This is a genomic window from Thalassoroseus pseudoceratinae, from assembly GCF_011634775.1.
Taxonomy (GTDB): Bacteria; Planctomycetota; Planctomycetia; order Planctomycetales; family Planctomycetaceae; genus Thalassoroseus; species Thalassoroseus pseudoceratinae.
This window is the reverse complement of record NZ_JAALXT010000003.1, coordinates 307,361-328,085: the sequence shown is the minus strand read 5'-3', so window position 1 is coordinate 328,085 and position 20,725 is coordinate 307,361. Positions and strand designations below refer to the sequence as shown.

The 20,725-nt window shown below is 53.6% G+C and carries 18 protein-coding genes; 7 read left to right on the top strand and 11 right to left on the bottom strand.

What is annotated here, in order from left to right; genetic code table 11:
* Positions 1 to 249 precede the first annotated feature (249 nt).
* From rfbG to G6R38_RS11430, 5 genes are all read left to right on the top strand, one after another.
* Complete coding sequence (rfbG, locus tag G6R38_RS11450) at positions 250 to 1,431, top strand: CDP-glucose 4,6-dehydratase (RefSeq protein WP_166824801.1); 1,182 nt, start codon at positions 250 to 252, stop codon at positions 1,429 to 1,431.
* Between the two features lie 85 nt (positions 1,432 to 1,516).
* The gene (locus G6R38_RS11445) at positions 1,517 to 2,851 is read left to right on the top strand and encodes a glutamate-1-semialdehyde 2,1-aminomutase (RefSeq protein WP_166824798.1); all 1,335 of its coding nucleotides are present in this window, start codon (positions 1,517 to 1,519) and stop codon (positions 2,849 to 2,851) included.
* 87 nt (positions 2,852 to 2,938) lie between these two features.
* Complete coding sequence (locus G6R38_RS11440) at positions 2,939 to 4,252, top strand: class I SAM-dependent methyltransferase (RefSeq protein ID WP_166824795.1); 1,314 nt, start codon at positions 2,939 to 2,941, stop codon at positions 4,250 to 4,252.
* Between the two features lie 162 nt (positions 4,253 to 4,414).
* Complete coding sequence (locus G6R38_RS11435; RefSeq protein ID WP_166824792.1) at positions 4,415 to 5,347, top strand: glucose-1-phosphate cytidylyltransferase; 933 nt, start codon at positions 4,415 to 4,417, stop codon at positions 5,345 to 5,347.
* Entirely contained in the window at positions 5,344 to 5,982 is a 639-nt protein-coding gene (locus G6R38_RS11430; protein WP_166824789.1) for a PIG-L deacetylase family protein, read from the top strand. The genes G6R38_RS11435 and G6R38_RS11430 overlap by 4 nt, the downstream gene beginning before the upstream one ends.
* A gap of 90 nt (positions 5,983 to 6,072) precedes the next feature.
* Here G6R38_RS11430 and G6R38_RS11425 read toward each other — a convergent pair whose 3' ends face one another.
* The 6 genes from G6R38_RS11425 to G6R38_RS11400 form a co-directional block, all read right to left on the bottom strand.
* Positions 6,073 to 7,323, bottom strand: coding sequence for an NAD(P)/FAD-dependent oxidoreductase (locus G6R38_RS11425; RefSeq protein ID WP_166824785.1), 1,251 nt, complete (start codon positions 7,321 to 7,323; stop codon positions 6,073 to 6,075).
* Positions 7,324 to 7,386: 63 nt separating this feature from the next.
* Complete coding sequence (locus G6R38_RS11420; RefSeq protein WP_166824782.1) at positions 7,387 to 7,923, bottom strand: hypothetical protein; 537 nt, start codon at positions 7,921 to 7,923, stop codon at positions 7,387 to 7,389.
* A gap of 60 nt (positions 7,924 to 7,983) precedes the next feature.
* Positions 7,984 to 9,294 (bottom strand): coproporphyrinogen-III oxidase family protein, encoded by a 1,311-nt coding sequence (locus G6R38_RS11415; RefSeq protein ID WP_166824779.1) that lies wholly within the window; start codon positions 9,292 to 9,294, stop codon positions 7,984 to 7,986.
* 43 nt (positions 9,295 to 9,337) lie between these two features.
* Entirely contained in the window at positions 9,338 to 10,546 is a 1,209-nt protein-coding gene (locus tag G6R38_RS11410) for a beta-alanine-activating enzyme beta-propeller domain-containing protein (RefSeq protein ID WP_166824776.1), read from the bottom strand.
* Entirely contained in the window at positions 10,525 to 11,769 is a 1,245-nt protein-coding gene (locus G6R38_RS11405; protein ID WP_166824773.1) for an iron-containing alcohol dehydrogenase, read from the bottom strand. The genes G6R38_RS11410 and G6R38_RS11405 overlap by 22 nt, the downstream gene beginning before the upstream one ends.
* Before the next feature lie 137 nt (positions 11,770 to 11,906).
* Positions 11,907 to 12,701, bottom strand: coding sequence for a DUF4974 domain-containing protein (locus tag G6R38_RS11400; protein WP_166824770.1), 795 nt, complete (start codon positions 12,699 to 12,701; stop codon positions 11,907 to 11,909).
* A 418-nt stretch (positions 12,702 to 13,119) separates the two neighbouring features.
* On the opposite strand from G6R38_RS11400, the gene G6R38_RS11395 reads away from it, so the two are divergent.
* Complete coding sequence (locus tag G6R38_RS11395; RefSeq protein WP_166824767.1) at positions 13,120 to 13,308, top strand: hypothetical protein; 189 nt, start codon at positions 13,120 to 13,122, stop codon at positions 13,306 to 13,308.
* Positions 13,308 to 13,658 (top strand): hypothetical protein, encoded by a 351-nt coding sequence (locus tag G6R38_RS11390; protein WP_166824764.1) that lies wholly within the window; start codon positions 13,308 to 13,310, stop codon positions 13,656 to 13,658. The genes G6R38_RS11395 and G6R38_RS11390 overlap by 1 nt, the downstream gene beginning before the upstream one ends.
* Positions 13,659 to 13,717: 59 nt before the next feature.
* On the opposite strand, the gene G6R38_RS11385 is transcribed toward G6R38_RS11390, so the two are convergent.
* The 5 genes from G6R38_RS11385 to G6R38_RS11365 form a co-directional block, all read right to left on the bottom strand.
* Positions 13,718 to 13,888, bottom strand: a complete 171-nt coding sequence (locus tag G6R38_RS11385) for a sigma factor-like helix-turn-helix DNA-binding protein (protein WP_166824761.1) — start codon at positions 13,886 to 13,888, stop codon at positions 13,718 to 13,720.
* Between the two features lie 79 nt (positions 13,889 to 13,967).
* On the bottom strand, positions 13,968 to 16,241 hold the full coding sequence (locus G6R38_RS11380) for a hypothetical protein (RefSeq protein WP_166824758.1): 2,274 nt from the start codon (positions 16,239 to 16,241) through the stop codon (positions 13,968 to 13,970).
* Positions 16,242 to 16,269: 28 nt separating this feature from the next.
* Positions 16,270 to 17,964, bottom strand: a complete 1,695-nt coding sequence (locus tag G6R38_RS11375) for an NCS2 family permease (protein ID WP_206028555.1) — start codon at positions 17,962 to 17,964, stop codon at positions 16,270 to 16,272.
* Positions 17,965 to 18,037: 73 nt separating this feature from the next.
* Positions 18,038 to 19,438: a HEAT repeat domain-containing protein gene (locus tag G6R38_RS11370; protein ID WP_166824755.1), complete on the bottom strand. Its 1,401-nt coding sequence runs from the start codon at positions 19,436 to 19,438 to the stop codon at positions 18,038 to 18,040.
* Between the two features lie 161 nt (positions 19,439 to 19,599).
* On the bottom strand, positions 19,600 to 20,700 hold the full coding sequence (locus G6R38_RS11365) for a prenyltransferase/squalene oxidase repeat-containing protein (protein WP_166824752.1): 1,101 nt from the start codon (positions 20,698 to 20,700) through the stop codon (positions 19,600 to 19,602).
* Positions 20,701 to 20,725 lie beyond the last annotated feature (25 nt).

Sequence of the window (20,725 nt, the reverse complement as noted above, 5' to 3'; positions counted from 1 at the left end):
TGCTTCGGAACACGTCTAAACACTGGTTCTTTTCGTGACTATCAAAGTTAACTCCACATCAGCCTGTCGCTCAATGAACTCGAGCCACCGCGAGTGTTCCGTAGTCGAAACGCGTTCAATGCCGCAGTGGTTTTTTAGAAATCTCGATGTTTCTCAGAATATACATACAGCTGCCGACCATTCGTAACCTATGTTTTTCTAGTTCCCCTTCGCAACAAACCACGCATTGATTCACTGGGATGAAATCTCATGGAAATGCCATTCGACGGCGTATTCAACGGTCGTAAAGTCTTCGTGACAGGTCACACCGGATTCAAAGGATCATGGCTCTGTCTGTGGTTGAATCGACTCGGGGCCGAAGTTGTTGGATACGCGCTCGCCCCTCCAACGAATCCAAGTCACTACCATGTAGCCAATGTGTATGATGTGCTCGTCAAGAACTACGAAGCCGACATTCGCGATTTTGAAACGCTCAACAATGCGATGCAGGAAACGCAACCAGACATTGTGTTGCATCTTGCGGCTCAAACCGTAGTTCGCGAAAGCTATCGGATTCCACGTGAGACTTTCGATATCAATGCAGTTGGTACCGCAAGTGTTCTCGATGCGGTGCGAGAGCTAAAGCGTCCATGTGTTGCTCTCTGCATTACGAGTGACAAATGCTACGAGAATGTGGAGCAGCTCTGGGGGTATCGTGAGACCGACGCCTTCGGAGACCACGATCCCTACGGTGGCAGCAAAGGAGCCGCTGAAATTGTGGTGCGATCGTATCGTCACTCATTCTTTGCTCCCGAACGCTTGAATCAACACGGCGTCAAGCTCGCTTCCGCTCGTGCCGGCAACGTGATCGGCGGTGGCGATTGGACAAGTGATGCACTAATTGTTGACCTCGTGAAGTCTCTGGAAAACTCACAACCTGTCGAGCTTCGCAATCCGCATGCATATCGCCCCTGGCAACATGTGCTGCAAGCCTTGAGCGGCTATTTGACGCTGGTCCAGCGACTGCTCCAAACAAACGACACAACTCTATGCGACGGCTGGAACATCGGCCCACTTCCTGGAAATGAGTTGAGCGTCCGCGGTGTTGTTGAAACATTTCTGGAAGAATGGGGAACCGGCTCTTGGCGTGACGTGAGTCATCCTGATCAATTGCGAGAGGCGACCTTGCTACACCTTGCAATCGACAAAGCGATGTGGCGTTTGCCGTGGAAACCATGTTGGACCGTCCAGGAAACTTTGCAGAAAACCGCACAGTGGTACAAAGCTTGGTTCGAAGGTCCATCCAGCATGCGAGACGTTAGCCTCGCGCAAATCGAAGAATACGAGCAAGCGTTTGTCGCATCCCAAGGACGGCTGCTCGAAGAACGTGGCATCAAGGCCCGAAAGCAGCACGATAGCACCCCACTCGTAGATGCAAAGGCTACGATTTAAGTTACGAACCATGCGATCAGATGTCGATCCCCTCGGGCATGAGTTTGAAAAGCGCTAGTCGACCTTGAGTACTAGGAACATTGCTGTGTCACAACTTCAAGACCAATCACTTCGAACGAATTTTGAGCTTTCGAAGCAATTGCAACAGAGAAGTCACCAGCTAGTGCCTGGTGGCGCTCACACCTACGCAAAAGGTGACGATCAGTTCCCCACGCTATCACCGGGATTCATCTCGCATGGCCAAGGCTGTCATGTCTTTGACCTCGATGGCAACGAATACATCGAATATGGCATGGGATGTCGAGCGGTCACCTTGGGGCATGCGTTTCCGAAGGTCGTCGATGCTGCACGTGCCGAACTCGAACGCGGGTGCAACTTCAGTCGACCGTCACCTCTCGAATTCGAGGTGGCTGAGGAATTGTTAAGCGTCATCACGGGCGCAGACATGGTGAAGTTCGCGAAGGACGGATCGGATGTCACGTCCGCGGCCCTGAAACTCGCTAGAGCCCACACCGGGCGAAGTCACATCGCCTATTGTTCCGACCATCCGTTCTTTGCGACAAACGATTGGTTCATCGGCCAAACACCGATGGATGCCGGCATCCCCGCAGAGCACCAGGAGTTGTCGTTAAGTTTTCGGTACAACGATCTTGAAAGCGTTCGGCAACTCTTCGCGAACCACCAAGACCAGATCGCTGCTGTTATCCTTGAGCCAGCGAAGTACGAAGATCCCCAGGATGCGTTTCTTCATCAGGTTCAGGAACTCTGTGTGGAAAATGGAACAGTGTTCATTCTTGATGAGATGATCACCGGGTTCCGCTGGAACATCGGCGGTGGTCAGCGAGAGTATCAGATCATTCCTGATCTTAGTTGTTGGGGCAAAGCGTTAGCGAATGGATTCTCAGTATCAGCCTTGACTGGGAAACGCGAGCTCATGGAACTGGGCGGATTGCATCATGATCGAGAGCGAGTTTTCTTGTTGTCGACCACTCATGGAGCGGAAACGCACGCCTTAGCCGCTGCACTAGCAACGATTCAGACCTACCGAACGGAACCTGTTATTGAAACGTTGTACGAACAAGGTCGAAAGCTCAAGGAAGGACTCGACAACGTCATTCGTGACTTTGGTCTATCCAAGTACGTGCAAATTCATGGACGACCATGTGCGTTGGTCTATCACACGCTGGACTCGCAACAACGCCCTAGCCAATGGTTCCGGGCATTATTTATGCAAGAGATCATCAAGCGTGGGATTCTTGGGCCATCGTTCATCATCAGTTACTCGCATTCCGATTCCGACGTTCAGCGAACAATCGATGCCGTCGAGGGGGCTCTCCCAATCTATCGCGAAGCTCTTGAAAACGGCGTTGAAAACTATGTCGATCGCCCGACAGCGTCTGTGTACCGGAAGTATAACTAGCAGTCGTTTATCCACCTATCCCGAACGTCCGTTCCAGCACCACAATTTCAGAAATCCGAATTCGCCACCAACCTGGGTTTGCATACTATGATTCAAGCTGTCTGTAATCTGAACGATGTTAAGAACTCCGCTAGCAACGACGCGGCATGTGCGAACCTACCGGCGGCTCCGGCACATCATTGTCGATTCTGTCGGCACCCGCTGACACAATCTGTTGTCGACCTAGGAATGTCTCCTCTTTGCGAAACGTTTCTGACCGCGGACCAACTTAACGCCGCTGAATCATTCTACCCGTTGCACGCATTCGTCTGTGACAAATGTCTGTTGGTCCAGGTCGAAGCATACGTCAGCGGCGAAGAGATTTTTGGCCAAGAGTATGCCTATTTCTCATCGTATTCGGATTCCTGGCTCAAACATGCCACAGCCTACACGGATATGATTGTCCCCCGACTTGGGTTGACGCGGGATAGTCTCGTGGTCGAACTCGCCAGCAACGATGGTTACCTCTTACGGAACTTCGTCGAACGACACATTCCTTGTCTCGGTATCGAACCCGCTCCGAATGTGGCGGCCGTTGCCGAGGAACGGGGAATTCCAACACGGGTCGAGTATTTCGGTGTTGAAGTCGCTCGCCAGTTTGCGAAGGAGGGAATCCGGCCCGATCTTCTTCTAGGGAACAATGTGCTAGCACATGTCCCGGATATCAACGACTTCGTTGGCGGTATGAAGATTATCCTCAGCGAACGTGGCACGATTACGATGGAGTTTCCGCATCTGGTAAACATCATCGAACAGAATCACTTTGATGGATTCTATCAGGAACACTATTCCTACTTGTCGTTTCATGTCGTCCGCAAGATTTTTGCCCATCACGGACTAGCATTGTACGACGTCGAAGAACTTCCGTCACACGGCGGTTCGATTCGAATCTATGCTCGCCACACCGAGGATAGTACCAAGCCGATCTCACCGGCTGTTGAGCGAATGCTGCAATACGAAGATGAACGAGGTTTTACCGACCTAAAGACGTACACCTCGTACTCGCAACGGGTCGAGAAAACCAAGCATGATCTCTTGGACCTTCTGATTCGCCTGAAACGTGAAGGCAAGCAGATCGCGGGCTACGGTGCGCCAGGTAAAGGCAACACGCTCCTCAACTACTGCGGAATTCGGGAAGACTTCTTGGACTACGTGGTCGATCGCAACCCATACAAGCATGGGCGATTTCTACCAGGGTCGCACATTCCGATCTTTGACATCGATCGAATCGAACAGACACGACCAGATTATATCTTCATTCTGCCTTGGAACCTACGAGCGGAAATCACTTCTCAACTCGATTATACACGAGAGTGGGGAGCGAAGTTCATTGTGGCAATTCCTGAGTTGGAAGTCTTTTAGACTCAGGATTCCGCAGTGTACAGACATCAAAGGTTCGCCGGCTTCAATCAGACCTCGTTTGTAGTCGGCAGAACAGAATCGCTCTGGACTTGGTCTTCAAACTTTCGTTGACCGAGGTGAACCGACCGACTATCCCCTAGTTTCACAACGGAGAGAATATTCATGAAAGTCGTATTGTTTTGCGGCGGATTCGGAATGCGACTTCGCGAGTACTCAGAGTCTGTGCCGAAGCCTATGGTGCCGATCGGTTATCGTCCGATTCTGTGGCACATCATGAAATACTATGCTCATTTCGGCCATAAGGATTTTATCCTTTGCTTGGGTTGGAAAGCGGATGTCATCAAGAAGTACTTCTTGAACTATGACGAGTGCGTTTCCAATGACTTTGTACTCTCCGGTGGTGGCCAAGTTGATCTGCTGGCGAGCGACACGCATGACTGGACAATCACCTTTGTCGATACGGGAACGCAGGCCAACATTGGTGAGCGACTCCGTGCGGTTCGTCCTTATCTTGATGGGGAAGACACGTTCCTAGCCAACTACGCGGATGGCCTTTCCGATGCCCCCCTGCCTGAATTGATTGACTTGCATCACCAACAGAACGCGTTGGCAACATGCCTGGCGATCAAGCCGATGCAGAGCTTTCACACGATTCAATGTCAGCAAGATTCCTGCGTGACTTCGATTGAAAGCATGACGGCTGGAAATTCATGGATCAACGCAGGATTCTTCGTGCTACAACACGAGATCTTCGACTATCTCCATGAAGGTGAGGAACTCGTCTCGGAGCCATTCCAACGGCTGATCGCAGATCGAAAACTATTCGCCAAACAATACGAAGGTTTCTTTGGCTGTATGGATACATTCAAAGAGAAACAGCAATTGGATGATATGTACGCATCCGGCGAAGCTCCTTGGGAAGTCTGGAAGCGGTCCGATCGTGGAGCAAACCCAGGAAACCAAGTGGTGCCGATTGATGTCGAGAGTCGATTGATGTCCGATGTTGAGGGAATCAGCCGGGAAATCATGGGTTCTCAGACGGAGCCTGTGCACAGTTCTAGCAACGATCAAGTTCACACGGGAGAGGACTCATGATTCCGTTGCAGCTTCGGAACCTCAAGACAGTCTTATGTCTCGGGGCACACTCCGACGACATCGAAATCGGTTGCGGTGGCACGCTGCTGAAGTTGATCGCGGAAAACCCGGGTCTCAAAGTCTGTTGGGTGGTGTTTAGCGGCGAACAAACTCGCGTCGACGAAGCGACTGCCTCGGCCAATGATTTCCTGGAAGGGTGTCACGAACGGGAAGTGATCGTGAAGGGCTTTCGCGACAGTTACTTCCCCTACGAAGGCGAAGCAATCAAGGATTTCTTTCACTCGTTGTCGAAAGTAATTCAGCCGGATGTTGTGTTTACCCATCGAAAGGAAGATGCGCACCAAGATCATCGCGTGCTAGCAGACCTTACGTGGTGCACCTTTCGGAACCACGCCATTCTCGAGTACGAAATTCCCAAATTTGAAGGCGACTTGGGGCATCCGAATATGTATGTTCCGTTGGAAGCAGATGTTTGCCAGCGGAAGGTTGATCTTCTGATGCATCATTTCGCGACGCAGCGGAGCAAGAACTGGTTTACGCGGGAAACCTTTGACGCCGTCCATCGACTACGTGGGCTAGAATGTGTCAGCAACTACGCCGAAGCATTCACAGCGCGGAAGCTCACACTCAACTAGCGATCGCAAGTTCGACACGTATCGCAAATCGCGTGTTGTCATCGCGCAGGTGCGAACGCCTTGAGTCGGTAGCAGAGACGGTGCTTAAGACTAAGGAGTTCCCATCGCTTCGAACATCTCGTCGAGTTCGGGCTTGAAGACATTTCCGATCAAAATGTCCACAACCGCCGAGTGATATTCCGGATGCTGTTTCAGGAAGGAACCGAAACTAAATTCGGTTGAGTAGAACGCGTATACCAACTTCCGGAAACGGCTGACTCCCGCACGATACTCAGGGACCCAGCTCCCTAATGTCGTCTCAGAGAAGTCGTTAGTTTTAAACGCTGCAGCGATCGCGTCGGCGGCCATCCACCCCGACTTCAATGCCAGAAAAACGCCCGACGAATATACAGGATCAATAAAACCACCAGCGTCGCCGACAAGCAACCACCCCGATCCCGCGGATTTGCTAGTCGTGTAAGAAAAGTCTTTGGTGGTGAAGTGGTCGGCGACACGTTGAGCGGGTTCCAGTCGACGTTGCAATGCCGGACACCGTTTGAGTTCCCGCTCGTAGACATCGGCAGCAGGAAGTTTGTCGCCAAACATGTAATCCAACGTTCCCGTGCAACCAATGCTCACAATGTTGTCGGGCAGGGGAATATACCAGAACCAAGATTTCTTGCCCGGTGTCTGCAAAATGAGCGTGGCCCCCTCGTCTTTCCCCTTGCCACGGATCGCGTTCTCGTAGTAGGTCCAGATGGTGGCCATTCGCAACTTGGGATCGGGCACTCGCAAGTTCAAACGGGAGGCCAGAAACGCCGACTGCCCCGAAGCGTCAATCACGACTTGGCATGCGATGTCGCGGGTTCCATCCTCGGTTTTCACACGCACACCTTTGGCGCGGTCTTCGGTGAACATGACATCCAAAACCTGGGCGTCGGTCCGGCAACTCGCGCCGAGTTCAACGGCTCTGTCAATCAGCATTTCGTCGAAGATTCCGCGTTCGACCTGCCAAGTCACCGACGACTCATGCGGATTGTGCTCATCGAAATAGAACGGGGCAGATTCCTTGTGACCTTCGCTGACGAACTGAACACTAAACTTCTTGGGGAATGCACTCTCCCGCATTCGATCCAGCAATCCCAACCGTTCCAACGGCCAGTAGGTTTCGGGAATCAGTGACTCACCGACGTGAAATCGCGGCACCGCGGTGCGTTCCAATAGCAGCACTGATCGGCCTTGTTCGGCAACCAACGCGGCCACGGTAGAACCGGCGGGGCCCCCACCGATCACCACGACGTCGTAGGAATTTTCCAAGTTCGGCTGCGGACGAGTCTTCGTCGTGGGTGTGGTTTGAATCATTTTTGTGTCTGGCTGGAGAGTCGGGGGCGGGCGTCTAACGGCAAGATGCTACAACGATGATTTCTAGGCGAGCGGTGCGGAAATTTCCAACAAATCTACGGCTGGCTGCTGATTGCAGAAGATCGTTGCAAGCCGTCCGTAGGTGATTTGATCCGTAGAGGTTGACATCAACCTCGCCAATTCGGGTCCGGGTGTGATCCGGAGAACGGCTCCTAAATCGATATGGCGGAGCACGTTATGATTGATCAACGCTCGTCCGAGCGGTATCTCTCCAGAGAGAATCTCATCTCGCACCGCGTCAGTGACGTATTGGAAATCGAATCGCACGATTCCGAACTGAACGACTTTGTCCGTCCCGGTTTTCAACAACAAAATCTTGCGAACGTAGATGTCTTCGATAAAGCGTTGCTCCAACACCTTCACATCAACTTCCGATTGGTGATGCCGCTCCATGCTGACGGTCATGTGAGAATTGTGCACCAACAACTGCTGATACGGTTCTGGCACCAATGCTCCCGCCACGTGCTCCGCTTTGGCGATCAATGGTTCTTCGCTAGGGAATAGAGCCGTAAGTTGATTGAGTTCATCAAGCGGATTCACCAAGCCACCTCAAGCGAGTCAAAGAGAAAACCAACATATCTGGCGGGGACGGTATTTCGATCAGGTGTAGCGAACCGAACGGTGTTGCGGTTCAAAATACTCGGTCAGGAGGCTGTCAACTTGCAGCAGCCCCTTGCGAGTCAAGGTGACCCGATCATCTTCAACCTTGAGATATCCTGCGGATTGTTGGTTCGAGAGAGCGTCTGAAAACTCCGCGCGAATATCGACTCCAAACTTTTCTTGCAAAGGCGGCAAAGACACTTTGCCTTCTTTCATTTGTAGCACAAATTCCCGGATGAGGCGTTGATGATCCGTCGGGACAAGCGCCCGATTCACTGGCAAGACACCGGTTGCAATCGTGTCCATATACTCATCGATCTTATCCAGGTTCTGGTAATGGACGCCCTGGAAATGGCCGAACGATGAGACACCGGTGGCTAGGATATCCGACCCTCGAAAGAGATTGTCGCGGTAGATGAACCGATCGGTTTCAGGGTTGCGAATCAGTTCGTTTCCGCTCGACGCGTGATACCCATATTCGGCGAGATAGTTCATCGCCTCATCGACCCAGCGTCGTTTCGTTTCCCAATTGGCGATCGGGGACGTCACACCGAGTTCCTTCATCTCTTGCGAGATGATTGTGTTGTGCGGCAGTTCCATCTGATAAATGGTGATGTTGTCCGGCTGCATCTCGGCAGCTTTTTCATAACATTCCCGCCAGTTCTCATCGGTTTCGCCAATCATGCCGGCGATCAGGTCGATATTCACCTGCGGAAAACCGGCATTCTGAATCCAGTCATAGGCTTTGAGAACCTCGGGGGATAAGTGGGCTCGCCCGTTTGCTTCCAGAATGGTGTCGTTGAAATTCTCGACGCCGAGGGAAACTCGCGTGACGCCAATCTCTTTGAGTGTTTTGACCTTGTCCTCATTCAAGGTTCCCGGTTCGCACTCAAAAGTGACTTCTCGTGCGGTTTCCCAGGAGAGGTGTTCCGTTAGCCGGTCCCGTAGGGATCGAAGCTGTTTCGAACTCAAGTACGACGGCGTTCCCCCACCGAAGTAGGCGAAGTCCAAATCACGACCGCGGACACCGGGTTTATCCGCGAGAATTGCAAATTCCCGTTCCAACGACTGCACATACTTTTCGATCGTTTTCGCGTTTTGCTGCGTGTAGACGCGGAAGTAACAGAACTTGCAGCGTTTACGACAAAACGGAATGTGCATATACAAACCAAGAGGAATGCTAGCATCTGGTTCTTGGTTCAATGCTTCCAGAGCACTGGGCACATAGTCGTTTTTCCACTGCGAAAATGGTGGGTAGTTGGAAATGAAGTAGCTACCCACTTCAGTCGTGGCGGAGGTGTCGGTTGTCATAAGTTGGATTTTCTATCTACTGAATCGCGAGTAAAACTCTGTCTCAAGGCTTCATCTTTTTGCCGAGACAGATAATGGGTTCGTTCGATCCTTCCGCAGCAATGATGAGGCAATTCTGCCCAATCGCGGGAGAGGCGGTGACTTCCCGGCCGATTTTGTATCGCTGAAGCTCCTGACCCGTTTTTCGGTTGAGTTCGTACAGAAAACCGTCGCTCGAACCGCAGAAGACTCGATCTCCCGCGACAACCGGCGAACTATCGACGCGTTTCCGTGTGCCGAACGTCCAGATCCCGCGTCCGGTCTTACGATCGATTGCGTGAATCTGTTTGTCACGTCCTCCGATAATCACCATATCATCGGTCACAGCAGCGGACGAGTGATAGGGGAACTCTCTGTCTTCATCCCTGTACGACCACAACGTCTTTTTCGTTTTCCAGTCGATTGCGACCACGCTGCTCGCATAGGTTCCCACATAAAGAATGCCATCACGCAGGGCTGGGGAGGCAATCAGATACGAGCCCAAAGGCATATCGATTTCTTCTTCCCCGGTTTCGAGATTGATGACCCGCAAATGCTCGTCGCATCCGGTCACAAAGGTGTGTTCTGTGGAGATTGCAGGGGAACAGTTGACGTAGCCGTCCGTTTCAAAGGACCACAGCTTCTCTCCAGTCTTGCGATTGAGACAATACAGGCTGTTGTCGTACGAACCAAAGATGACTTTCTCGCCCACGATACTGGCAGAACTGATGATTTCCCCGTTGGTTTTGAACTGCCATTTCCGTTTGCCGGTTTCAGCATCGATGGCGTGAAACATTCCATCTTCGTCACCCAAGTAGATCACGCCTTCCCAGACGGTCGGCGACGATTTGAAACCCGGTGCGAAGGCGGCGGGATCGGGATCGTCGATGGAGCGGGTCTTCCATAGCGTCTTGCCGGTTCGCAATTCAACGCAGAGGACCTCACCTCCGAGTGTGGGCACGTAGACGCGATCGCCAACGATTGCTGCCGTCGAAGTCACCCCAAACTCTGTAGGAATCGTCCAGAGAACTTCCAATTTCTCTGGCAATCTCGCGTTTGTCGTGCCGAGCAGTTGGAACCCGTTGCGATAGCTTTCCCAGTTGTTGGCTTTTTCAGCGTTCTTGTCCTGCGCGAACGCCACTGTCGAAGTGCCCACGCACATCGCCAGAACAACCAGCAGGGTGGTGGCTTTGCAATGAGATCGAGTCGGCTTCAAGTGGGTGCGAGTGCGCATCGGTAAAGCTCCTCGAGGTTGGTGGCATCGACAGGACGCGGATTGAAGTTGCCCGTCCACTGTTGAGCCGCTTCACGGGCCATGACTGGAATCAAATCGGCGGACACTCCACAGGCTTTGAGGTCTGTCGGTTGCCCGGATGAGGCGATAATTTCGGTCAAAAAATCAGCGAGTGATTCGGCGGGATTGCGGTTGTCCAGCCCGGCGTCCTTCGCCAGGTCCGCGTACAAGTTTCCGACAACGACCCCGTTGAACCGCACGACATGCGGTAGCATTACACCGATGGCAACACCGTGGGCCAAGTCGTAATGAGCCGTCAACGGGTTCGCGAGAGCGTGGGTTGCACCGAGCATGGAATTCTCGATCGCCGCTCCTGCGAAGTGGGCTCCGAGTAACATCGCACCACGGGCTTCGAGATCCTGGCCATCGTGGAGAACTCGGGGAAATCCGGTCGAAAGCAACCGCCACGACTTTCGGCTAAAGAGGCTAGAGACACCATTGCGAGGCTTCGTCACGTAGGTCTCGACGGCATGACTGATGGCATCGACACCGGTAGCTGCTGTGATTTTGACCGGCATACTGAGCGTGAGTTCCGGATCGAGAACTGCCACTCGACAGGCGGCTTTTTTATCGCCACACGCCATTTTCATGTGGGATTCCGCTTGCGCGATCAAAGCGAACGATTGAGCCTCGCTACCGGTCCCGGCGGTCGTGGGAACGGCAACCATGGGCAGCATGGGTTTCGTCGCCTTACCGACGCCCCAGTAATCCTCCATCTTCCCGCCGTTGGTCAGCAGAAAGTTCACGCCTTTGGCACAGTCCATACTGCTGCCGCCACCGAGCCCGACAATCACATTGATCTCAGCCTGTTTAGCGACATCCAATGCCGCCGCCACGTCTTTGGTGGTCGGGTTTGGATGAACCTCATCAAAGAATGTCACCGCGAGGCCAGCGTCATCAAGACACTTCTTGGCCCGTTCGACGTGTCCCGCGTCCCGTAACCCTGCATCGGTGACGACCAACACCCGATCACCCAGTGACTTTGTGAACTCCCCCAGCCGGTTCAGCGTGCCGGAACCGAAGACGACCCGTGTGCGTGGGTCGAAATCAAAACTCTCTAACTCGGAAGTCAGGGAATTCGAGATTCGATCCGAAGCAGGAATCGGACGGGAATTCCTGGCGTGTCCGGTCGAATTGACGGCTGCGGTTGAATCTGCAGGCATGAAGGCAAGTCCGGGCGGATCGGCGGGCGGGTCATGGCAGGGCCAAAAAGTCAGCGATCGGGTCTCGCAATGATCGCATTGGCGAACCCCGATCGCTTTAAGTGTAAACAGCTTGAAACAGAAAGGCAATTTGGGATTTAGGAATCTTGCTTCGGATCACGAGCGGTCACCGGGGCAGCTTCCGTCGCTTTTGCATCCTGTCGCCGTTTCGCCAACTTCCATAGCTGCTGAAGTGTCTGCTCGATCTCGCGGTGAATCGGTTTTGATTGGTAGACGATAACCCCGCCAGGAACGGGCTCGATCGCCCCTTTGCTCAACTGAAGTTCACGGGACTTGGTCGCAGCTTGCGTCGGTGATCGGTGATTCGCCACGAAATTGGCCCGCTGGCCCGGCATGTCTGTCGAACCATGGAGTGCCCAAGAGCCGGGAGCGACAGTTTTTCGCAGGACTGATGACATATCGTCAATCGGATACCCCAAGTCGGCAAATGCCTTGAGATCATAAACAACGGTTTCGAATCGAGTTGCCGCGACCTGCTCTGGAACAATTTTTAGGAAGCTGTCTTCGACGATGAAATCAACCGAGACTGTTTTGCAAAGTATTCGAAGAACATCTTCCAGCCTGCCTTCACCCATCTCCAACGTGATCCGCGTTCCGTCAATGTCATTTTCGAACTCATCGAGCGATTCCGGATAGATCTTGATGTCAGAGACATCCGCGAGATATTGCAACAATTCACGGACGTTATTGTCCTGAAAAACTACTGGGCCCGGAAAAATTTCACGGAGTTTGGTTCGGATCTTCTGCTCCGTTTTTGTACTGTCTCGCACACCAAACATGGGTGCAGGCGCGTCCTTCTCGGCTGCCGTCCCCAGTGACGATGTGAGGAACGAAAACACGGACACCATGATCAGCAATCGCAGCAATTTCATAAGGGGACTCCCTGGAAGTTGGTGACCGACAAAGGAGGTCAGTCTGAGGAAAATTCGCTCACAGAGAACTGTTCTTGCTTTCACCATACCAAACCAGATTTTGGGTTCCAGGAAAATTCGATCGACAAATTTTTGACAACCCGATTTCTCGACCTATCTTTCCGTTGTCGCAGCTGACCGGCCGTTGGTGAGCAACATAACCAACACGCTGTGGTCGCTAGACAACTTAGATTCGGTGCGGCAAGGAAAGCTGGGAGCTTTGAGGGGACCTTGCCGCACCGTTTTTCCTTCGCCTCCCAACCAATTTCGCGAATCTCGCATGTTTGGGTGGAGTCTGCTGGCGAAGCGAATCTGTTTTTGCCGATTCTGTCAGGGAAGTCCTTTTTTCCTCATTGCGAGCGTTCGCATGACAATCGGTATGAATCACCAATCTGGCGAAGCCTTCCGGGATCGCGTATTGGATTCACGACGAGTTCGCTGGACGCTGTTGCTGGTGGGAATCGTGCTTTGGATTCCTCCGATTTGGCGTCGCGTTGCTAGCGGGGCGGGTTCTCAAGAGACTTCCGCGGTTCTCGAAATGGCATCCAAGACAGGGGACAATCACTGATGGCGAATTTGCGGATTGCTCAGTATGCCCTCACGCTTGGTCTGTTGATGCTGGGCGTGGCGGCGATGATTCCCAAGCCGAATCCCTCGGCCGCTTGGATCGCCGCGAGAAACGGCTCTCCGGCTCACCCGCTGACTGCCCCAAATCCGGCAGCGGAAACGATGATCGCGGAGCGGACTGACGACGATGCCCGCTATCGCACAAGTCCTGGCGAAGATGATCAACAGCCACCAAGCATGCAAATCGCCATCCGACCGGAACGCGTGGAAGTGGAAAGCCCCAAGGTTCCACTGAACGGGACAGAAGCCGCAGTACCAATGCCAATCGACTTGCCACCGCGCCAACCGTGATCGCGGGCACCGATTCTCACAGCATCGCCCGACCGAACATCACTTGTGGTCGTCGCTGCTTACGAGCACAGCCGAAATTGTTGCCGGAGAATGTTCGTGTGGACCGATTCGATTTCGGTTCGTGGATGCGAAAGAAGCTTGGCGATCTCCTCGAACGTAAGTTCTTCGTAGTGGCGAAGAATCAGAATCAAGCGTTCGATACGGGAGAATCCGCTGTGTGCTGGTTTCATGCTTGGTGTTCGTCTCAAGGCAATGTTGATCCGTCGATCGAATTGCCTCGACCGCGGACACGGAAGATTGCGTTTCGATTTACAGTTTGAAGTGAAATGTCTCTTGAACACTTCGCCAAACCCATTCGGCTGCGGTTTGCTCCGCGATGGTGATGCGAGCGCGGCCCCGCATTCCTGGTCGTGTCGCGAATGGCGGTGTTGGCATGGCGAGTGTGGCTCGATACGCCGAGCGGGTCAGCACTTCGTCATTCTTTTCGTTGGAAATCGTTGCGAGTGGACCACCGAATTTGTTCGATAACGCTGGTGGGACCGTCTTCACATCCGCCGGGGCGAGTTCCGTGATTGCGGTCGAAACAGTTTGACCGGGCATGCCATCGAAAAGGATCTTCACGGCCGCGCCACGAATCACGCGGTTCCGGTCGGATTGATCGATTAACAAAACGGCTTCGGTTTCCTTGGTGGGAGCTAAACTCAGCAAATGTGTTCGGGATGGCAACCAACACCCGCGATTCTCATCTGCCAACGGCGAGCCTCCCCAAGTTGGCAGCGAATCCTCGTTGGCGGAATTCTGCCGAACCGTCGGCGGGGCAATGACGACACCGTCGCACGGCGCGACAATTTCCAACCGAGTGAGCTTCTGCTTCGCCTCGGCCAACCGATCTCGGGTCGTTTGCAAAGTGGCGTCAGCGAGTTCTTTCGACGGATGATCCCGAAGAATCTCGTGCATACGCACTTCGACTTCCTGTGTCTCTAGCGTCATCTCCAAATGCCGGACCCGTTGTTCTTGCTCGAAATTCTGGCATCGCGCGAGGACTTGCCCACTCACGACCCGTTCTCCCGGTTCCACAAGAACTTCGGTGAGTGTTCCCGGTGTCGACGTGTAAACATGGCGAACACGTTCGGGTTCCAAGGTGAGTGGAGCTTCGACGCGAATTGGCAGCGGAACAAACCACGCCGCCGCTCCCACACCTGCGAGCACTGCCAACGTAGCAAACACGCGAAGGGGTTGAATTCGTTGTTTTCGAGGCATGGTTACGATCCGAACGACAGACATCACAAGGCCAACCAAGATTCCGACAATCGATAGCAAGCCAAGCAGCAAACCAAGATTCTGCAAACCATACGGCTTCAGCCATTGGTACAACGTGAAGACAATCGTGAAGGCGATGAACCAGCGATATCCAGCAGCGGCAATCGAATAGGCAATGAATCGGCAGCGGCCGCGATCCGGAAGGAACGGATCACGCGGCAAATGAATTCCGAAGCATGTCCGAGCCAAGGCATTCCGCAACAAACGATCGGCTTTGCCACGCAGGTTGGGAATTTCCAACCAATCGCTGAGGATGTAGTAGCCATCGAATTTCAGTAGCGGATTCGCGTTGAAAATTACGGTGGTGATTGTTGTCACCAGAAAGACATTCAACGCCAGATAATGCAGCAAACCGGGTTCGGTGTGCCACCAAATGATGATCGCAATCGCGGAGACGGCAACCTCGGCAAACATCCCCGCAGCGGCAATTCCAATCCGTTGCCATTTGCTGGGGAGAATCCACGAGTCGGTGACGTCACAGTACAGACACGGGCTAAACACCAGAAACGCGACGCCGATTTCATGACTTTCCCGCCCGGCATGTCGACATGCCAAACCGTGAGCAATTTCGTGGAACAGCTTCGCGAAGCCGATCGTTAACCATAGGTAAGCCAAGTTCGGCCAACTGAAGAACTGTTGGAATTCCGGCAGACGTCGCTCGAACTCGCCGAAGTTGATCAGCAGGAAAACCCAAGTGATCGCCACGCCCAACCCAACTGCGACCAAGCAAACGGGGTGGAACAACCATTTGACGAACGGATAGAGAACCGAAAGCAAACCTTGCGGGTCCCAGCCGGGCACTTTGATGTAGAAGACATTTTTACAAGCCGAGAAAAAGCGGCGTTTGGTTTCCTCGCGTTGCCAATCTCGCAACGTCTGCCCCTGCCCATGCCGCTCGCTAACGACCAATCCTTTTTTGTGGAGGTCGTGAACCAAACGGTGTATGTCGGGCAATGTCGGACGGAGCGTCGGAAACTCTTTTTGCAGCTCACGCCGAATGTCCTCGGGACTTCGCTTGCCATCGAGCAATTCCAGCACGCGAAACTGTTCGCTGCGAAGACGGTAGTACTCCAGCGACACCGGATCCTTGACGACGAAGTCTTCAAAGTCCTGATAGGCGATTGTTTCAATCGACAAGTCCGACCGCATCCGAATCGGAATGGGACGTTTGACCGTATCGATCAAATAGCTGGGTGCTTGGCTCATCCGTGAGCGGAACTGTTGACGGTTTTGAATGGACTGATGGAAGGCGGGATTTACCATTTCCCGCCAATCGTGGCAAGATGTTCCGTCAATCGACCGTTGCAAGCGTCTCAGCATTGACCTTCGCGGGATCATTCGCTTCTCTCGTGAACCACCATCCATATGCGAAGAACAAGACCGCGAACAATCCCCAGCCAATGGCGACACCGAATGCCCGATATACGCGGCCAGCGTCCGGGGTCGGTTGGAAAATGAACAGGAAATCTAAGCTGTTGCCGGAAATCTGGTAGGCGTGCATGAGCCCAAGAACCGTGAACAAACACGCCACGAGCGACCAAACCGCAGCGGTGAAGAATTTTTTGTCGATCAAGTTGGCAGAAATGGCAGCGAGAATCATGCCGGTAAAGATGTAACCCCGTTCCATCACAAGCAATCCATGGGCCAAGAATCCGTTGAGCAAACCTTGCGGATCATTCGCCAAGAATTGCTCCAACGAGATTCCGCCTTCCCCAGCCAATGCCACAGCGATAAACGCTCCCTGGGCAATCGTGGCTCCCCACGCTGCGATCGCAGGGAACAAGCCAATCGCCACCGCTGGTGCGTGCTCTCGGGGTGTTTCCTGAAAACTCTGAGATGTGATGATCACGCCAATCCACAATAAAATCCCGATCCCGGCTTCGAGCGGAATGAGATTGCTGATGGCCGTCACGGTGCCGGTGAGGCAAATGATCGTGACGACCAGTCCGTTCAATGTGGAGTACCCAGCCCGTGCGCCCATTCCTTTCCATCCGGGGTGCCCGATGTAAATCGTCGTCGGAAAGCAACTTCCAAAGAATGCCGCAGCGATCGTGCCCACACCGTTAGCGGCCAATGAACTGCGGGTGTCGAACTCATCCCCAGAAGCCGCCGCCGACTCGATGTTCTGCAAACTTCCGACCAGATTGAACAGCCCCATCGGCACAATCACCGAGAGATACCCCAGCCAAACTTCCGAATCACTCAGAACTTCCCAGATTGCATCTCCGGCAAATTGCGGCAGATAAAACCCCGCGGTTTCCGTCGATTTGGTGAATCCGCTCCAACTCATTGCGGGACCAGTCAGCGATTCTGGCAAGACAAATGGAGCGAACCAACCGACGCCGGCTCCCAGTAAGACCGCGACAAATCCGCCCGGCAGACTCAGTGGAAAGCCGACTCGCGAGAAGTAAGTCAACAAGACGACTGCTAATGCGAGCATGGAAACCAACGGCCGTTGGAACATGTCCAACGTGAACTTCATCGAGATAAAGCCGATCGCGATTCCCGCGAGCGTCGAGAGCAATGCCGCTCTGGGTGTGCGTCGTCGAATATATCCGGCAATAAATGCACCGCCGAATTCAATCACACCGCTCCCTAGGCAGGCGATCAAACCCATCTGCCACGCGAATCGAGCCGGATCTTCTAGCCCCGCTTCCGACGCTTTGCCAAACGCCGGCAACATGACAAAGTAAACGTAAACCAACAGCGACGGCGTGTTGATGCCATAGGGCAAGGCGGTGATGTCGTTTTGGTTTGTGCGTTTGGCCAAACGTCGAGCTTGCCACGCGTAGAAGACATTCCCCAACAGCAAACTGACTGCCACACCGGGAAAAATTGCTTCGAGCAGCAACGGCGAGTCGGCCGGAATGCCGCAAATGTTACAGAGTGCGACAATCAGGAGCAGTTGAACAAGGTTGTCGATAAACAGGCCAAAAAAACCGTCCAAATCGCCTTTAACGAAGAGCGGATATCGGTGGTTGGTCATCGGGTGTCAGTCTGGAAGTGGAGTGTCTCAGGAGCGCAAGCGGTTCAAGGGAGTCTTCACGTCAATACAAGTGTCAATCGTTGGCTTCATCTTCCGAAATCGACTGAATAGCGGCCGCCGCAGCGCGACGAACGAACTTGTTGCGTTCACGCATGGCTGCGGTCAGTTCCGGCAGTGCAGTTGCTGCCGATCTACCCGCGGCTCCCAAACCACGGGCCGCCGCCCGGCGAACTTGCCATTCCTCATCGTTTAGCAAACTGAGTAACACCGGCAACGCACGTTCGGCAAGATCCGCTTTGTGATTGATCAAACGGCCCAGCGCGATGGCAGTTCCTCGACGAAGTTCGCTCGATTCCGCCACGGCGGCTTTCGCGAGTTCCGACAGCGATTCCTGTGGGGCTTTCGTGAGGGTTTCGGAGATTGCAGCCACGACATCGGTGTCCGAAGTTGCCAATGCCGCCACGAGAGCTGGAACGTGAGACGAAACGGTTCCATCGAGCGACCGAAACGCGATCGCGGCGTTCTCACGAACTTGGGAATTCTCGTCCTTCAATGCTTCTGCCAATGCGTCCGCCGTGTCCCGCGACTTCGGTGCCACTCGCGCGACCGAAAGCACGGCCACTTGGCGAACATATTCGTCATCGTCTTGGACGCTTGCAATCAAACTCTCCAGTTGATCGGCTGCCGATGCTCCGATTCGACCAAGTGCGCGAACGGATTGTCGACGGACACGGGGGCTCTCATCACGAGTGGCTTCCGCCAATGCTTTGGCGGCGGGTTCGGCAGATGGCCCCAATTCGGCCAACGCATCCGCTGCGGATGAACGAATCACCGTCTCCGAGTGTGACAGCAACGAAGCAAGCTTCTCGACAGCCGCCTTGGCATCGGGCTTTACTTGGGCTAACCCGAGCGCTGCGGCCAGTTGGACGTCCGGTGTTTTCGCATTCATTGCCTTTGTGAGAACGTCTTCCGAGTCCGCGGCCGCCGGTCCGATCTGGCCGAAAGTCCGAGCAATCACCGCCTGCCGTTCTGCGTCGGATCGCTCGAAGACTCGAATCAATTCCGGGACAGCGGGCTTCGCAGCCGCACCAAACCGACCGAGCGAAACCGCAGCGGTATGCCGAACGAACGCACTTTTGTCGTCGAGTTTCGTGACCAACGCGGGAACAATTTCTTTTTGGATGGGCCCGATCTCCGCAAGAGCCTCCACACATGCAGCCCGAGTCGGTTCATCAGAATCGTCCAAATGCTTGATCAAACTGGGGACCGCAGATTTCGCTTCGGCACCGAGTTGGAACAGAGACCGTGCCGCCGCGTAACGATTGATGGGGTTGGAATCGTTGAGTTGCTCGACAATGGCCTGGACATCCGCTGACGTGGTCGCAGCGTTCTGTGCCAAAAGAGCCCGTGAAGCCAAAACACACACGGTCATCCACAACCAACCAGCTCGCCGAAAGCGGTTTTGAGCAATCATCAAACGCCATCCCTGATGAGAATGAAAGACGAAGCCAACACGGCCCCATCATAACAGCGGCTGGGCGACGTTGCAGCCTACGCATCCCAGTGAAAAAGCCCACCAATCGCAATTGGTGGGCTTTTCGAGTCTGAGTGAAACTGTTTTGGCGTTGATCAAGCTTACTCTTCGTCGCAGAAGCTCAGTGACATCAACGCGTAGGCTGTGGCGAGGTTCGGATCGCCTTCATACCAACGGGGTGCCGTGTTGACCCAACTACCATTCTCTTTTTGCAGTTCGACGAGCATGGTCGTCAAGTCGGCTTTCCAATCGTGGGTTTTCCCATCGGCGTCCTCAAGTTTTGGTTGTCCCAATGTGGAAAGAGTTTTTGCGAACGTGTGGTAATAGTAGTACCGCCCTTGCTGACCGAGTCCGGGATTTTCGTTCAAGGTGTAGTTTTTTTGAATCCACGAGAATGCCGCTTTTACACGCGGATCTTTTTGCGTGAGCCCGGCATAGATCATGCTCTTGAGACCGGCGTAGGTCATGGAACCGTAAGACCGCAGACCACCGTTTTCCGTTTCGCCGGCTTGTGACGTTCCCCCGGCTGCCGGGGTGTAATAGAAACCACCGTCTTCAACCTTCGAGGCAAATTGGGTTGTGTTGTGTTCGGTTTCCAGGTTCTGTGTGCGAGAAACAAAGATCAACGCTTTCTTGATTGCTGGGTCGTCGGGTCCCGCACCGGAGGCTTTCAACGCTTCTAACAAGTACTGAGTGTTGGACAGGTCGGGACGCGAGTGCCCACCATAACCGGCCCCACCGTAGAAGGTGTCGGAACTTTCGATTCCTTCGCCTTCGTCCCACTGCAAACCACGCAGAAACTTCGCACCGTCTTTGATGACATCGTCGTATTTCTTGGCGTCAGTATTGCTGAGTGCCAGCATTGAGATTGCTGTCTCGTAATTCCGATGATTGCTCTTGGGATGATAAATCCCGCCGTCTTTTTGAATGTGCTTTTGCAGATACTTGATCGCGTTCTGAACCGTCTCATCACTCTCCGGAACGCCACTTTGGACCAATGCGTTCAGACAGAGCGCGGTGATGCCGGGGGATTTGTCGGTTGTCCAGTAGCCTTCTTCGTTCTGCGTGACTTTCAGAAACTCGACACCTTTGTCGACTGCCTCTTGCCGAGCCTCCGACAAGTTCGCGGAGTCTGCGGCGGTGGCGACTGAAGTCCACAATGCCAATGTCGTGAGTAGTGCAATTTTCCGAACTGGGTGCATATGCTGCTCCTGCTGAAAGTGCGAA

What these genes read in the sequence shown, in the direction of transcription:
- G6R38_RS11370 (WP_166824755.1), bottom strand. Translation starts at nt 19,438, where the DNA reads ATGATTGCTCAAAACCGCTTTCGGCGAGCTGGTTGGTTGTGGATGACC.
- G6R38_RS11415 (WP_166824779.1), bottom strand. Translation starts at nt 9,294, where the DNA reads ATGACAACCGACACCTCCGCCACGACTGAAGTGGGTAGCTACTTCATT.
- G6R38_RS11390 (WP_166824764.1), top strand. Translation starts at nt 13,308, where the DNA reads ATGGCGAATTTGCGGATTGCTCAGTATGCCCTCACGCTTGGTCTGTTG.
- G6R38_RS11395 (WP_166824767.1), top strand. Translation starts at nt 13,120, where the DNA reads ATGAATCACCAATCTGGCGAAGCCTTCCGGGATCGCGTATTGGATTCA.
- G6R38_RS11400 (WP_166824770.1), bottom strand. Translation starts at nt 12,701, where the DNA reads ATGAAATTGCTGCGATTGCTGATCATGGTGTCCGTGTTTTCGTTCCTC.
- G6R38_RS11430 (WP_166824789.1), top strand. Translation starts at nt 5,344, where the DNA reads ATGATTCCGTTGCAGCTTCGGAACCTCAAGACAGTCTTATGTCTCGGG.
- G6R38_RS11435 (WP_166824792.1), top strand. Translation starts at nt 4,415, where the DNA reads ATGAAAGTCGTATTGTTTTGCGGCGGATTCGGAATGCGACTTCGCGAG.
- G6R38_RS11365 (WP_166824752.1), bottom strand. Translation starts at nt 20,700, where the DNA reads ATGCACCCAGTTCGGAAAATTGCACTACTCACGACATTGGCATTGTGG.
- G6R38_RS11405 (WP_166824773.1), bottom strand. Translation starts at nt 11,769, where the DNA reads ATGCCTGCAGATTCAACCGCAGCCGTCAATTCGACCGGACACGCCAGG.
- rfbG (WP_166824801.1), top strand. Translation starts at nt 250, where the DNA reads ATGGAAATGCCATTCGACGGCGTATTCAACGGTCGTAAAGTCTTCGTG.
- G6R38_RS11375 (WP_206028555.1), bottom strand. Translation starts at nt 17,964, where the DNA reads ATGACCAACCACCGATATCCGCTCTTCGTTAAAGGCGATTTGGACGGT.
- G6R38_RS11410 (WP_166824776.1), bottom strand. Translation starts at nt 10,546, where the DNA reads ATGCGCACTCGCACCCACTTGAAGCCGACTCGATCTCATTGCAAAGCC.
- G6R38_RS11380 (WP_166824758.1), bottom strand. Translation starts at nt 16,241, where the DNA reads ATGGTAAATCCCGCCTTCCATCAGTCCATTCAAAACCGTCAACAGTTC.
- G6R38_RS11440 (WP_166824795.1), top strand. Translation starts at nt 2,939, where the DNA reads ATGATTCAAGCTGTCTGTAATCTGAACGATGTTAAGAACTCCGCTAGC.
- G6R38_RS11425 (WP_166824785.1), bottom strand. Translation starts at nt 7,323, where the DNA reads ATGATTCAAACCACACCCACGACGAAGACTCGTCCGCAGCCGAACTTG.
- G6R38_RS11385 (WP_166824761.1), bottom strand. Translation starts at nt 13,888, where the DNA reads ATGAAACCAGCACACAGCGGATTCTCCCGTATCGAACGCTTGATTCTG.